This is a genomic window from Taklimakanibacter deserti, from assembly GCA_003574785.1.
Map to the genome: position 1 here is coordinate 471,820 of QORU01000003.1, position 13,061 is coordinate 484,880.

Annotated in this window: 12 protein-coding genes; 6 read left to right on the forward strand and 6 right to left on the reverse strand. The window is 61.8% G+C overall.

The window, feature by feature from the left end; all coding sequences use genetic code 11:
* Positions 1–45: 45 nt before the first annotated feature.
* Positions 46–843, reverse strand: a complete 798-nt coding sequence (locus tag DS839_RS08440) for a M55 family metallopeptidase (RefSeq protein ID WP_119269841.1) — start codon at positions 841–843, stop codon at positions 46–48.
* 28 nt (positions 844–871) lie between these two features.
* On the opposite strand from DS839_RS08440, the gene DS839_RS08445 reads away from it, so the two are divergent.
* Entirely contained in the window at positions 872–2,080 is a 1,209-nt protein-coding gene (locus DS839_RS08445; protein ID WP_119269842.1) for a cytochrome P450, read from the forward strand.
* A gap of 99 nt (positions 2,081–2,179) precedes the next feature.
* A complete protein-coding gene (locus tag DS839_RS08450; RefSeq protein ID WP_119269843.1) occupies positions 2,180–3,736 on the forward strand; it encodes a trimethylamine methyltransferase family protein in 1,557 nt (518 codons plus the stop codon).
* 831 nt (positions 3,737–4,567) lie between these two features.
* On the opposite strand, the gene DS839_RS08455 is transcribed toward DS839_RS08450, so the two are convergent.
* The 5 genes from DS839_RS08455 to DS839_RS08475 all read right to left on the reverse strand — a co-directional run bounded on the left by DS839_RS08455 (position 4,568) and on the right by DS839_RS08475 (position 9,612).
* Positions 4,568–6,496, reverse strand: a complete 1,929-nt coding sequence (locus DS839_RS08455) for an ImmA/IrrE family metallo-endopeptidase (protein ID WP_162918386.1) — start codon at positions 6,494–6,496, stop codon at positions 4,568–4,570.
* A gap of 111 nt (positions 6,497–6,607) precedes the next feature.
* Entirely contained in the window at positions 6,608–7,573 is a 966-nt protein-coding gene (locus DS839_RS08460) for a DMT family transporter (protein ID WP_119269845.1), read from the reverse strand.
* An 85-nt stretch (positions 7,574–7,658) separates the two neighbouring features.
* A complete protein-coding gene (locus DS839_RS08465) occupies positions 7,659–8,204 on the reverse strand; it encodes an adenine phosphoribosyltransferase (RefSeq protein ID WP_119269938.1) in 546 nt (181 codons plus the stop codon).
* A gap of 21 nt (positions 8,205–8,225) precedes the next feature.
* Positions 8,226–9,098: an oxygen-dependent coproporphyrinogen oxidase gene (gene hemF / locus DS839_RS08470; RefSeq protein ID WP_119269939.1), complete on the reverse strand. Its 873-nt coding sequence runs from the start codon at positions 9,096–9,098 to the stop codon at positions 8,226–8,228.
* Positions 9,099–9,153: 55 nt separating this feature from the next.
* Positions 9,154–9,612 (reverse strand): tRNA (cytidine(34)-2'-O)-methyltransferase, encoded by a 459-nt coding sequence (locus tag DS839_RS08475; RefSeq protein WP_438816504.1) that lies wholly within the window; start codon positions 9,610–9,612, stop codon positions 9,154–9,156.
* A gap of 169 nt (positions 9,613–9,781) precedes the next feature.
* Here DS839_RS08475 and petA point away from each other — a divergent pair, with 169 nt between their 5' ends.
* The 4 genes from petA to DS839_RS08495 all read left to right on the forward strand — a co-directional run bounded on the left by petA (position 9,782) and on the right by DS839_RS08495 (position 13,055).
* On the forward strand, positions 9,782–10,342 hold the full coding sequence (gene petA, locus DS839_RS08480) for a ubiquinol-cytochrome c reductase iron-sulfur subunit (RefSeq protein ID WP_119269847.1): 561 nt from the start codon (positions 9,782–9,784) through the stop codon (positions 10,340–10,342).
* A 13-nt stretch (positions 10,343–10,355) separates the two neighbouring features.
* Complete coding sequence (locus DS839_RS08485; RefSeq protein ID WP_119269848.1) at positions 10,356–11,618, forward strand: cytochrome b; 1,263 nt, start codon at positions 10,356–10,358, stop codon at positions 11,616–11,618.
* Between the two features lie 16 nt (positions 11,619–11,634).
* Complete coding sequence (locus DS839_RS08490) at positions 11,635–12,453, forward strand: cytochrome c1 (RefSeq protein ID WP_119269849.1); 819 nt, start codon at positions 11,635–11,637, stop codon at positions 12,451–12,453.
* Positions 12,454–12,590: 137 nt separating this feature from the next.
* Positions 12,591–13,055, forward strand: a complete 465-nt coding sequence (locus DS839_RS08495) for a MarR family winged helix-turn-helix transcriptional regulator (protein ID WP_119269850.1) — start codon at positions 12,591–12,593, stop codon at positions 13,053–13,055.
* The last annotated feature ends 6 nt before the right edge of the window (positions 13,056–13,061 follow it).

Consider the following 13,061-nt stretch of genomic DNA (forward strand, 5'->3'; position numbering starts at 1 on the left):
AGCCGACCGCCTGTCACCCCTGGCATCCATGCGTCTGGCGCAACCTCAGGTGACGAAATTCAGCATCCGCAGGATGTCGAGATAGTTCGCCGTTTCATAGCGGATGGTGCGATCGCCCGCATGGCCGGCACCCGGATACCACGACATGCGGTAGGCCAGGACCGGATTGGCATAGGTGACTTCGAGGACGAAGCGCTCCGGCAAGGCGATGAGGCTCTTGCCGGGATCGGCCTTGAGAGCCGCTTCGGCGCCCTGGCGGATGGCGGCGATGGCGGCCTTGGCCGTCATGGTGACGGTCGACTGGCCGACGCCGCGCTTGACGCCGCAGCGCCCGATATGGGCATTGGTCGATTCCACTTCCGCCATCAGGCCCTCGTCGCCGGTGACGAAAACCGTCGGCACGCCGAGCATGCTGCCGGCCAGCGCATGGATGTAGAATTCCGATGCGATCCGGTCATTGAGGCGGATGAGATGCGGCTTGAGGGAGAGCGTGTGGGCAAGCGCATTGGCTTCCGAACCCGCCGCCGCGTGATAGCCGATCATCATCACCGCATCGAAGCTCTTGTCGAGCTCCTGCACCATGCAGAGCGGATGGCCGGCCCAGGAGCGGATCAGCCGGATCTCCGAAGGCAGCATCGACGTGATGAGGTTGCGGCCCGAATCATGCGCATCCTTGACCCAGATCTCCTTCGCCCCCGCGGCCTGCGCCCCCTCGATGGCGGCGATCGCCTCGCGCGTCATCTGCTCGCGGAATTCTGGATAATCGCGATGCGTCTTCTCGGCCTCGTCCCAATGGGTGATGCCGGCCACGCCCTCGATATCGACACTGATGTAGACTTTCATGCTAAGCCCCTGGCAGGATTGCAGACATATGAAGATCGACAGGACCAGCCGAAGCGTCAGCCTCGATCCGCGCGATCCGGGTTTCGTCAACGATCCCTATCCCGCCTATCATGAATTGCGCAAGACGGTGCCGGTATTCAAATGGGAACAATATGGCTATTGGTGCTTCGCGCGCCATGAGGACGTGGCAGCGCTTCTGCGCGATCGCCGTTTCGGCCGCCAGATCCTGCATGTGATGTCGCGCGAGGAGCTGGGCTGGGCCGAGACGCCGCCTAATCTCAAGCCCTTCTACGATTTCGAACAACATTCGCTGCTCGAGACCGAGCCGCCGGTCCACACCAGGCTGCGCGGGCTCGTCAATCGCGCCTTCCTGTCGCGTACCGTCGAGAGGTTGCGCCCGCGCATCGCGCAATTGGCGCATGAGTTGATCGACGGATTTGCGGACAAGCGCGAAACGGATCTCCTGGAAAGCTTCGCGACGCCGATCCCGATCTTCATCATCGCCGAGCTCCTGGGGGTGCCGACCGGGGAGGGATCCCGACTCCTCCAATGGTCGCATGACATGGTGGCGATGTATCAGGCGCGACGCGATACCGAGATCGAGCGCAAGGCGGTTGCGGCTACCGTCGCCTTCAGCGATTTCATGCGCGGGCTTGTGCGGGAGAGGCGCGCAAGCCCCGGCGATGATCTCCTGTCGCAGCTTATCGCCACCGAGATGCAGGGCAATTCGCTCAGCGAAGATGAGCTCATCACCACGGCGATCCTGCTCCTCAATGCCGGCCATGAAGCGACCGTCCATGCCATTGGTAATGGCGTCAAGGCGCTCATCGAAACGGGGCAGGCCGGCGCTCGGCTGGGCGAGGGCCATTTCGAGGAACTGCTGCGCTACGACGCTCCCTTGCATCTCTTTACCCGCTATGCGCTGGAGGACGTCAATTATGGTGGGCTCAAGCTACGGAAGGGCGAGACGGTGGGGCTGCTGCTCGGCGCCGCCAATCGCGACCCCGAGCGCTTCGCGGAGCCCGACATATTCGATCCTGAGCGCACGCCCAATCCGCATGTGAGCTTCGGCGCCGGCATCCATTTCTGCGTCGGGGCGCCCCTGGCGCGGCTGGAACTCAATGTCGCTTTGCCGATCCTGTTCGAGCGCCTGCCGGGGCTGAAACTCGCGGGGCCTCCCCGCTACCGCGACGCCTACCACTTCCATGGCTTGGAAAGCCTGAACACCATCTGGTGACAAGTCGTTTCCGCGCCATGCCAGGGCGGAAATGCGCCGTCTCCCGACCCCTGTTGAGCGTATCACCCGGTGAGGTGAGGTAAATTCAACGGTGTGACGATGTCCGAAGCCCAGACCCTTCCTTCAACCGGCGGCCGGCGGGCCCGTGGCGGCGCCGAAGCGCGGCGCGCGGCACGCACCTCCGGCACGGCCAAGCAGCAGGGCTTCATCCGCCGCGCCACCCCGCTCTATGAGCCCTTTACCACGGAGCAGCTCGAGCTCATCGAGGCCAATGCCGAGACCGTGCTGCAGGAGATCGGCATCGATTTCCGCGACGATGCCGAGGCGCTTTCGATGTGGAAGCAGGCGGGCGCCGATGTGAAGGGCGACCGGGTGCGCTTTCCCAAGGGCCTCGTGCGCTCGCTCCTCAAGACGGCGCCGCGCGAATTCGTGCAATATGCCAGGAACCCCGAGCGCTCGGTCACGGTCGGCGGCAACAACACGATCTTCGTGCCGGTTTATGGCCCGCCCTTCATCCGCAATCTCGACGAGGGCCGGCGCTATGCCACGATCGAGGATTTCCGCAATTTCGTGAAGCTCGCCTATATGTCGCCGTCGCTGCATCATTCGGGCGGCACGGTGTGCGAGCCGGTCGACATCCCGGTGGCGAAGCGCCATCTCGACATGGTCTACAGCCACATCCGCTATTCCGATAAACCTTTCATGGGCTCGGTCACCGCGCCCGAGCGCGCCGAGGATTCGGTCACCATGGCGAAAATGGTGTTCGGCGATGAATTCGTCGACCAGAATTGCGTGCTGATCAATCTCATCAACGCCAATTCGCCGCTGGTCTTCGACGGCACGATGGTGGGCGCGCTCAAGGTCTATGCCCGCGCCAACCAGGCGACCGTCGTGTCGCCCTTCATATTGTCAGGCGCCATGTCGGCGGTCACCGTCGTCGGCACGCTGACCCAGATCCTGGCCGAGGCCTCGGTCGGCATGGCCTTCGCGCAGCTCTGCCGCCCCGGCGCACCCGTTGTGTTCGGCACTTTCGCCAGCTCGATCTCGATGCAGTCGGGCGCGCCGACTTTCGGCACGCCCGAGCCCGCGCATGTGCTCTTTGGCGCGGCCCAGCTCGCGCGCCGCCTGGGCGTGCCTTTCCGCTCGGGCGGAGGCCTATGCGCCTCGAAGGTCACCGATGCCCAGGCGGCGCACGAGACTGCCAATACGCTGTGGCCTGCGCTGCTCGGCGGGGTCAATTTCATGCTGCATGCGGCGGGCTGGCTCGAAGGCGGGCTCGTCAGCTCATACGAAAAATTCGTGATCGACGCCGACCAGCTTACCATGTTCCAGCGCTTCGCCGAGGGCGTCGATTTCTCCGAGAACGGGCAGGGGCTCTCGGCCATCCGCGAAGTAGGGCCGGGCTCGCATTTCCTCGGCTGTGCTCATACGCAAGCTAATTTCGAGACCGCCTTCTGGCGCTCATCTATCGCCGACAACAATTCCTTCGAGCAATGGCGCGATGACGGCGGCAAGGATGCGAGCCAGCGGGCGAACGAGACCTGGAAAAGGATGCTGCGCGACTATGAGGCGCCGGCGCTCGATCCAGGCCTCGACGAGGCGCTCCAGGCCTTCATGGCCAAGCGCAAGGAGAAACTGCCGGACAGCGTGGCGTGAAGATGGTCATCGGGAATCTCGGCGGACCAGGGCGGGCTTCCTTTACAGCTTTCAGAGCCCACTTAGCTTTGGCGTCTAATTCCCGATCTACCCTATCGTCACTCTCGTCCGCGAAAGCGGAGGTGACGGCAAAGAAGGAGAGGATGAGATGCCACAGGCAAGGGCGCGAATTTTTAGCCGCCACAGACCGCCGACTTCCACTTACCTCGTTGATGATTCCCCGAATCTGCTTTGCGTCTCGGTGAGATCAGAAATATTCATCTATTACATTCACTCGCCGTGGGCCCGGTAAGTCCTCTCGGAAAGCCCGGCCAGCCCAGCGCCCCTCGGCGTCGTATTGTCGCCGCTCCGCTGGTGTCAGGGTATCAATCCAATGGACATCCTTGCCCCTGGCAGCCGCTACTTTCGGGTACCAGTCTGCGTGTTCTTCAGGTTCAGCGGGCTTCCCCCTGGACTTCTTGGGTTTCATGCCGCAACTCGTAGGTACATCGTCGCAATTCTTAGGGGCCAGTTGCAGGTCGGTGAGGTTAGAAATATTCATCTGCTACATCCACTCGCCGTGGACCCGGTAAGTCCTCTCGGAAAGCCCGACCAGCCCAGCGCGCCTCGGCGTCGAATTGTCGCCGCTCCGCTGGTGTCAGTGTATCAATCCAATGGAAATCCTTGCCCCTGGCAGCCACTAGTTTCGGGTACCAGTTTGCGTGCTCATCGGCTTCTGGCCCGGCTGGCTTCTTCTTGGATCTCATAGCACAACTCTCGAGTGTGGAGTTGATGTCATTATAGCACATAGCGCTGCAATTTTACAACGATAGCTCCTCACCTTGGGCTATCTTAGGGTTGAGGCTCCTGCCTGGCCTCCAAGTTGGCGAGTGCCCGGACAAGGTCTCGGAATTTTCCGTTCCCAGGGGCTGGAGGGTAGAGGCCGCGTCGGAAGAGCGCTTTCTTGAGCTCGATCAAGCCATCAGCGCTTGCTTTCGTTGCCTCATCTCCCGACCTCGAGGGAGTGAATGTGCCGGGAAGCGAGCCTCGGTTTTTTGGACCGTTCCCCTGCGGGGCGTGCGGCGAAAAGGTCTCTGCTGCAGTGGCTTCGTTGCTTTCCCCTGCCGCTCCAAGCGCTGCGGCGACGGTCGCTGCGGCAATGCTGTTGTTGATGAGCAGCTTGGCGAGGTCGGGATTCGATTTAATCCATTGTCTCAGAGTTTTGTAGAATACGGGTAACTCAGTTTTCCCATAGTTCGGCTTTCTTAAAGCGGCATAAATGGCATCTGCAACCAATTCCCTGTCGGATTTTATCGGATCGCGATAGCCGCTATCAATATCAGAAGGGCGTGTAAGCGTTTTTGAATCGGGGCCACTCGCAAGCATGCTATAATTGCGCTCCAACTCATTTCTCATCGCTGGATCGATTATCGGCTTAAAACCAGTTTTTGCATGTATCGCATGAGCGAGTTCATGGGCGATAACGCGTTCTCGCCGAGTCTCGTTGAGATCGTCGGCAATGCGAATAACGGTGGGTTCCATCGTATCTGGATCAGTAAAGAGCCTGCCCGAGGCGTCGTTGATATCCGCTCTGGGAACTGTTTCAACTTTGACCAGCTTCTTGGCGATTTCCTGGAACTGCTTGGGCGAAAATCCTACGTCATTTCCTCCCAAGGTTTGTCTTCCGGCCACGTATGGCGCAACGATCGGGTCTCCGTCGATATCTTCCAAGAGCTTTCCGCTTTCATCATGAGCCGGAGTCTTGGAGTAATCCGCTTCAAAGGGGCGCTGGGGCTTGTGGGGCGGATTGAAAATGTCTCTGAATTTGGGCGGCGCATTGTGAGTGTCCCAAATATCATCCGATGAGACGGCGCCTGTAGAAGGGCGCTGTGGAGCGCTGACGTCGTCGGCGATCATTTGGTCGGGAGGATAGTTGTGTCTCTTCTTTTCCAAGTCTTTGGTCAGAAAATTTTGCTTAGGTATTCTTCCAGCAAATTGACCGGTTGGCGGAACCGTACTGACAGATAGATTTCCGGTTCCAGCAATCTCATTTCCCTTGATGGCTCTGGCGTAATCAGGTTCAAGGGAACCCCGCGGCTTGCCTGGCGGATTGAAAGCATTCGCAGACTTGTCCTGAGCACTTTGGGCCGTCTGAATCTCGTCCGATGGACTGGCGCCGCTTGGAGCCTCTCGGATTGTGTTTTTTGATTTGTTACCGCTGGTCCAGTCGATATTGTTCCTGGCAGCCGCCGGGCCAGGTTCGTTGGCCGCAAGGCGCTCCGCATCGAGAGCTGGGCCAGGAATTTCAGCGAGCCTTGCTTTTGAGCCCAAGGAGAGGCCTTCGCGGACCAGTCCATATCCGCCGCCAACGATTCCGAGTATGTCCAGCGCGCTGCCGACCGGGTCGGTGATCATTGTCTTCTTGATGTTGTCGAGTCCCCAGTATCGATCTTTCAGCTCCTGCCCAACCGTTGTGGCCGCCGCCTCTTCTCTCGCGACGTCTTCCGGGTTTCGGCGCGCCGCCAGGCCGCGATCGGCAAGGTAGGCATTCAGCTCATCTGCGCCCATAAGGTTCATTGCGCCACCAGCTACGGTCTCCAGAGATTGGAGTGTCCGTACGGGGTGCCTGACCATTTCATACAGCCCCGTCACTGCGTTGACGGCAGAGGGCCCAATATTCCCCGGCAACTCGGACCAGGAGTGTTTTGGCGTCGACGGTTCGCGATGGGGGAGCAGCCACTTCATGGTAGGAAACTGCTTGGCGAATTCTTCATCCGTCACTTTTTCCCCTCCGTTTCTCAGACAAATCATACGCTTTTAACGTATAAAATGTCAATAGAAAAGCGTATGTCCCGATTGCGATCGGCGGGACCGTTCAGTTGGCCCGGGAATTCAGGTTTCTGTCGCCGGCGTCCTGGCCGCCCTTGCATCCGACCAGGCATAGAAGCCGACGCCCAGGATGATGAGGGCCGTGCCGATGGCGTCGATGAAGGTGAAGGCCTCGCCCAGGAAGATCACCGCCAGGATGATGGTGAAGAGCGGCGAGATGGTCGAGATCATCGAGGCGGCCTGCGGGCTGGTGCGCCCGAGGCCCGCATTGATGAGGAAGGAGGGCAGCACGGTTGCGAAGAAGGCGCAGCCGGCGACCAGGCCCATATAGTTCCACGACACGGCCGGGCCCACGCCATGCGAGGTGATGGCATAGTGGACCAGGCTCGCAAAGCCCGCCGCCGACATGGCGATGGCGGTGAAGAGGGTGCTGCCCAGCGTGCGGATCAGGTCCTTGGCGAGGAGCTGGTAAAGCGCGAAGGCCAGTGCCGCGGCCAGGACCAGGAGCGAGCCGATGGCGGTATTTCCGCCCCCGAGGGAAACGCCATTGGTGAAGATGAGCGCGAGCCCGGCATAAGTGATGGCGGCACCCAGGACCCCCTGCAGGGTGATCCGGCCATTGAAGAACAGCCAGCCGAGGAACATCACGAAGACCGGATAGGTGAACAGCACCAGCCTTTCGAGCTGGGCGGTGATGAAGGTGAGGCCGGCGAAATCGAGATAGGCGGCGACATAATAGCCGATGAAGCCGTTGAGCGCCGTGAAGGCGACGGTGCGCCAGCCGGGATAGGGACGGCCGGCGCGGCGATGCAGATAGAGCGCATAGAGGCCGACGGCGAGGAAGAAGGGCAGCGACATCATCATGCGCAGCGCCAGCATGAGAGCGGCGTCGGATTTCTCAAGATAAGCGAGCTTGATGAAGATGGCCTTGGAGGAAAAGAGGGCGGCACCTAAAGCCGTGAAGGCATAGCCCAGCCACGGCAGCGGTTGGGCTGCGGCCTCGCTTGCTCCGGCGGTGGTTTCGCTCATGATGCCCGCTTACACGGAAATAAGGTTCCTAGCCTCAAGGGGATCGGCATGCCAGCCGCGCCATTCCCGCAAGGCTTTCGGGAACTCAATGCCCCTCGAAGGACACCAGCGTGTGGATCTTGACGCCCTTGTCGCGCAGCAGCCGGCTGCCGCCAATATCGGGGAGGTCGATGACGAAGGCGGCCGCGACGATGTCGCCGCCCGATTTGCGGATGAGGTCGATCGCGGCATTGGCGGTGCCGCCGGTCGCGACCAGGTCGTCGATGAGAAGGATGCGGTCGCCCTTGCTGATCGCATCGGCATGGATCTCGATCGTGTCGACGCCATATTCGAGCGCGTAATCCTGGCCGATAACCTTGTGCGGCAGCTTGCCCTTCTTGCGAATGGGTACGAAGCCGCGGCCCAGGACATGCGCCACGGCTCCGCCCAAGATGAAGCCACGTGCTTCGATGCCGGCGACATAGTCGATATCGCCCTTGAGAAAGGGCCAGGCCAGCTCGTCGACCGCGGCGCGGAAGGCATGAAGATTGGCAAGCAGGGTAGTGATGTCGCGGAACAGGATGCCCTTCTTCGGATAGTCGGGAATCGTCCGGATATAGCGCTTGATGTCGAAACCGTTCCGCAGATCCATGTTCATCCCCTCATCTCGGGTTCAGGGCCATTTCACCTCGGGCGGCAGCGAGGACAGAATCGACTCGACATTGCCGCCCGTCTTGAGACCGAAGATCGTGCCACGATCATAGAGCAGATTGAATTCGACATAGCGGCCACGGCGGATGAGCTGCTCCTCGCGATCGACCTCGGTCCAGGCCTCCGTCATATTGGCGCGCACGATCGGCGGATAGGCGGCCAGGAAGGCGCTGCCGACCTCCCGGACGAAAGCGAAATCGCTATCCCAGTCACCTGAATCGAGGTAATCGAAAAAGATGCCGCCAATGCCGCGCGCTTCGCCGCGATGCGGCAGGAAGAAATAATCGTCGCACCATTTCTTGTACTTCTCGTAATCGGCCACGCCATGCGCATCGCAAGCCTGTTTCATGGCGGCGTGGAAAGTTCGGGTGTCGCGGTGATCCTGGGTTCGCCTTCGCTCCAGCACCGGCGTCAGATCGGCGCCGCCGCCGAACCAGGCCTTCGACGTCACCACCATGCGGGTGTTCATATGGACGGCGGGCACATGGGGATTGCGCGGATGGGCGATGAGCGAGATGCCGGATGCCCAGAAGCGCGGATCCGTGTCGGCACCCGGGATCTGGCCGCGGAATTCGGGCGAGAACTCGCCGTGGACGGTCGAGCAGTGAATGCCGGCCTTCTCGAACAGGCGGCCCTTCAGCAGGGACATGACCCCGCCGCCGCCTTCGGCGCCCGAGTGATCCTTGCGGGCCCAATCCTTGCGGGCGAAGCGGCCCGGCGGATCCTTGCCGCCCAGTTCGTCCTCGAGTCTTTCGAATCCGGCGCAGAGATCGTCGCGCAGCTGCTCGAACCAGGCGCGCGCCGCGGCTTTGCGTTGTTCCAGGGAAGAGGTCATGGCGCGAGTCTGGCGAAAGCCGGCAGGAATGACAAAGCGTTTTCTCGACACACCATCACCCACCCGGAAAGCCGCCGATCTGACGCAGAGCCTCGCCGGTGATCATGGCGCAAGCGAGCGCCACATTGAGGGATCTGAGGCCCTCCCGCATGGGAATGAGGAGGCGGGCGTCGGCCGCCTCATGCACCTCGGGAGGCACGCCGGCGCTTTCGCGGCCCATGAGCAGGATATCGCCCGCGCGGAACGCGAAATCGGTGTAGGGGACAGCGGCCCTGGTCGAGGCAAGGACCAGGCGCCGGCCTTCCGTCGCCTGGCGAAAGGCTTCCCAAGAGGCATCGCGCGCCACCAGCGCCTGGTCGAGATAGTCCATGCCGGCCCGCTTCAGGGAAGAATCGGACCAGGTGAAGCCCGCGGGCTCGATCACCCGGACCTTGAGGCCGAAGCAGGCCGCCATGCGCATGATGGTCGCCGCGTTGGGCGGGATGTCGGGTTGATAGAGGGCGATTTCGATCATGGATATCAGCTCCTTAGCCTCTGAGCAGGGAACGCGCGAAGGATCGTCTCACTGCGACACTTGATGGCTAGACATTCCGGAAACCCGATGCCAAAAACACACCAATTCATGTGCCAGCCCGTCCCCAGCGGGCGCTGCTCCATGTCCTTTTGCGAGAGGAAACCGCCACGTGTCCACAGCCGAACATGCCGATCCCAACCGGCGCGACTTTCTCTATATAGCCACCGGTGCGGCCGGTGCTGTGGGTGCGGCCCTGGTGGCATGGCCCTTCATCGACCAGATGAATCCCGACGCCTCGGTGTTGGCCTTGGCCTCGATCGAGGTCGATCTGGCCCCGATCGCCGAGGGCCAGAGCATCACCATCAAATGGCGCGGCAATCCGGTTTTCGTGCGCCACCGTACGCCCAAGGAGATCGAGGAGGCCAAGGCGGTGCCGATCTCCGACCTGCCCGATCCCGACGCCCGCAACGCCAATGTGAAAGAGGGCGACCCCGCCACCGACATCAACCGCGTGGTCGGCGGCAAGGAGCAGTTCCTGGTGATGATGGGCGTGTGCACGCATCTGGGCTGCGTGCCGCTCGGCCAGCAGGGCGACTACGGCGGATGGTTCTGCCCGTGCCACGGCTCGCATTACGATACGGCCGGACGCATCCGCAAAGGTCCGGCGCCGCAGAACCTGCCGGTGCCGATCTACGCATATATCTCCGATACCAAGATCAGTATCGGCTAACAGAGGGCACGCGATGGGCGGACATTCGAACTACCAACCCAAGAGCGCCGCAGAGAAATGGCTGCATGAGCGCCTGCCGATCGTCGAGCTGGTGAAAGCCCAGGTATTCGACTTTCCGACACCCAAGAACCTGAACTACTGGTGGACTTTCGGCGGCATCCTCGCCCTCATGCTGGTGGTGCAGATCCTTACCGGCATCGTGCTCGTCATGCATTACACGCCGCAGGCCGAGCTCGCCTTCGATTCGGTCGAGCACATCATGCGCGACGTGAATTACGGCTGGCTCCTGCGCTATATGCACGCCAACGGCGCGTCGATGTTCTTCATCGCCGTCTATATCCACATCTTCCGCGGCATGTATTACGGCTCCTACAAGGCGCCGCGCGAAGTCCTGTGGATCATCGGCGTCCTCATCTATCTCGTCATGATGGCGACCGCCTTCATGGGCTATGTGCTGCCCTGGGGCCAGATGAGCTTCTGGGGCGCCAAGGTGATCACCAACCTGTTCTCGGCCATCCCCTTCGTCGGCGAGGCGATCACCACCTGGCTGTGGGGCGGCTATGCGGTCGACAACCCGACCCTCAACCGCTTCTTCTCACTGCACTATCTCTTGCCCTTCGTGCTGGCCGGCCTGGTCGGCTTGCACATCTGGGCGCTGCACGTGCCGGGCAACAACAACCCGACCGGCGTCAGCGTGAAATCGGGACAGGACACGGTGCCGTTCCACCCCTATTACACGATGAAGGACTCGTTCGCGATCGTGGTGTTCCTCATCCTCTTCGCGCTGTTCCTGTTCTTCTCGCCCAACTATCTCGGCCACGCCATCAACTACGAGCCGGCCAACCCGTTGTCGACGCCGGCCCATATCGTGCCCGAATGGTATTATCTGCCGTTCTACGCGATCCTGCGCGCCATCCCCGACAAGCTCGGCGGCGTCATCGCCATGTTCGGCTCGATCCTGATCCTGTTCGTGCTGCCCTGGCTCGATACGTCCAAGGTGCGCTCGGGAACCTACCGGCCGCTCTATAAGGTGTTCTTCTGGCTCTTCGTCGCCGCCTGCATCGGCCTTGGTTATCTGGGCTCGAAGCCGCCCGAGGGATGGTATGTCACCTTCTCGCGGCTGCTCACCTTCTACTACTTCTTCCACTTCCTGGTGATCCTGCCGCTGCTCGGCCTGCTCGAGACGCCGAAGCCGCTGCCGTCGTCGATCTCCGATGACGTGCTCGCCAAGAAGAAACCCGCCTTGCCGGAAGGCAAGGCCGTGCCCGCCGAGTGATCTGGAGAAACGACCCATGAAGCTCTTCACGACACTCGCTGCCGCGGCCTTCGCTCTCATCGCCGTGCCGGCCTTCGCCGCCGAAGGCCAGAAGGACGCCAAGGACATCTCCTATTCCTTCGAGGGGCCGTTCGGGACCTTCGACAAGGGCCAGCTGCAGCGCGGCTACAAGGTCTATAAGGAAGTCTGCGCGGCCTGCCATTCCATGCGGCTCTTGCACTTCCGCAACCTTGACGAGCCGGGCGGCCCGGGCTTCACCGAGGAACAGGTCAAGGCGCTGGCCGCGACCTTCACGGTCAAGGACGGGCCGGGCGAGGACGGCGAAATGTTCGACCGTCCAGGCCTTCCTTCCGATCGGTTCCCCTCGCCCTTCCCGAATGAGCAGGCGGCGCGCAACGCCAATGGCGGGGCCCTGCCGCCCGATCTGTCGCTCATCACCAAGTCGCGGGCCGGCTGGTACGGCACCTTCAACCAGCTGGTCAACGGCATCGGCGGACCGGAATATGTCTATTCGGTACTGACCGGCTTCGAGCAGGCGCCGCCCGAGCTCGCCAAGGAAGCCCCCGAGGGCAAGCACTTCAACCCGTATTTTGCCAGCGGCCATTGGATCGGGATGGCGCCGCCGCTCGTTGACGGCCAGGTGACCTTCGATGACGGGGCGCCGAACAAGATCGACGACATGGCGCGCGACGTCTCGGCCTTCCTCGCCTGGGCGGCCGAGCCCAAGATGGAGGAGCGCAAGTCCACGGGCTTCGCGACGGTCATCTATCTCGCCGTCCTGGCGGTGCTGCTCTATCTCGTGAAGCAGCGGGTGTGGGCCAGGGTCGATCACTGAATTCAATGTGAGGGCGGATGAAATGGCCGGAGATTCTCCGGCCATTTTCTTTGCACCTCACATTGCCAAACTTTAAGCGAACCGCCACGGCGCAGCCCGATTCGTAAGCCACCTGATGACCAGGAGGCTTACGAGCGATGGCGACGAACCGTTCTCTGAGACGCGAATTCCTCAGCACGCTCATCGAGACGTCGCGGCATCTGCGTCATTTCGTCGACCGCAGAGCCCGGCGGCTCGGCCTTACCGGCGCGCAACTGCGCCTCTTGTCCAAGCTCAGGCGCAATGAGGGCGCGACCCAGGCGGAGCTCGCAAATGAGATGGAGATGCGGCCGATCTCCCTTTCCGCCCTCGTCGACAAGCTGGCACAGCAAGGCTTTGTGGAACGGCGCGCCGATAAGAGTGACCGCCGCCTCAACCGTCTCCATCTGACACCGGCGGGCAGGAACCTGGCCCTGAAGATCGACAGCTTCCGCGAGGAGGTGGCGCATGACGTGCTGCGGGACGTCGATCAGGCCGCGCTCGCTGCGGCACTTGGCGTGCTCCACGTCCTTAAACGCCAGGTCAAGGCCGAGCCCGACGGACTGACGATCGCGGCGGAATGAGATGGC

Bases quoted from the DNA above. Each gene is read 5' to 3' on its own strand.
- DS839_RS08440 (WP_119269841.1), bottom strand. From the start codon at position 843: ATGAAAGTCTACATCAGTGTCGATATCGAGGGCGTGGCCGGCATCACC.
- DS839_RS08445 (WP_119269842.1), top strand. From the start codon at position 872: ATGAAGATCGACAGGACCAGCCGAAGCGTCAGCCTCGATCCGCGCGAT.
- DS839_RS08450 (WP_119269843.1), top strand. From the start codon at position 2,180: ATGTCCGAAGCCCAGACCCTTCCTTCAACCGGCGGCCGGCGGGCCCGT.
- DS839_RS08460 (WP_119269845.1), bottom strand. From the start codon at position 7,573: ATGAGCGAAACCACCGCCGGAGCAAGCGAGGCCGCAGCCCAACCGCTG.
- DS839_RS08465 (WP_119269938.1), bottom strand. From the start codon at position 8,204: ATGGATCTGCGGAACGGTTTCGACATCAAGCGCTATATCCGGACGATT.
- hemF (WP_119269939.1), bottom strand. From the start codon at position 9,098: ATGACCTCTTCCCTGGAACAACGCAAAGCCGCGGCGCGCGCCTGGTTC.
- DS839_RS08475 (WP_438816504.1), bottom strand. From the start codon at position 9,612: ATGATCGAAATCGCCCTCTATCAACCCGACATCCCGCCCAACGCGGCG.
- DS839_RS08485 (WP_119269848.1), top strand. From the start codon at position 10,356: ATGGGCGGACATTCGAACTACCAACCCAAGAGCGCCGCAGAGAAATGG.
- DS839_RS08490 (WP_119269849.1), top strand. From the start codon at position 11,635: ATGAAGCTCTTCACGACACTCGCTGCCGCGGCCTTCGCTCTCATCGCC.
- DS839_RS08495 (WP_119269850.1), top strand. From the start codon at position 12,591: ATGGCGACGAACCGTTCTCTGAGACGCGAATTCCTCAGCACGCTCATC.